The organism is Caballeronia sp. ATUFL_M2_KS44 (assembly GCF_023630965.1).
GTDB classification, from domain to species: domain Bacteria; phylum Pseudomonadota; class Gammaproteobacteria; order Burkholderiales; family Burkholderiaceae; genus Caballeronia; species Caballeronia concitans.
Genome location: NZ_JALQEA010000075.1, coordinates 1 through 237, shown reverse-complemented (window position 1 = coordinate 237; position 237 = coordinate 1). Strand labels below are relative to the sequence as shown.

1 protein-coding gene is annotated in these 237 nt (G+C 59.9%); it reads left to right on the top strand.

The genetic code is table 11. From position 1 onward, the window contains the following. Positions 1 to 237 (top strand): TMEM175 family protein (locus NCR39_RS29240; RefSeq protein WP_250456283.1); only part of this gene is annotated, 237 nt, incomplete at both ends.

The following is a 237-nucleotide window of genomic DNA, read 5'->3' as shown; positions in this document are numbered from 1 at the left end:
GCTTCGAGGGATTCAGCGACGCGGTGTTCGCGATCGCGCTGACCCTGCTGATCGTCGAGATCAAGGTTCCCGGATCCCCCGAGGGCACGCATGACTACAGCGACCTGGCAAGCGCCATGGCGGAGCAGTGGCGCGAATATCTCGCGCTCGTTCTCTGCTATGTCGTGATCGGAGCCTACTGGCTGCAACACCATTATTCGGGTCGCATTTATGCAAAGAGCGATCACTGGTTCGGCG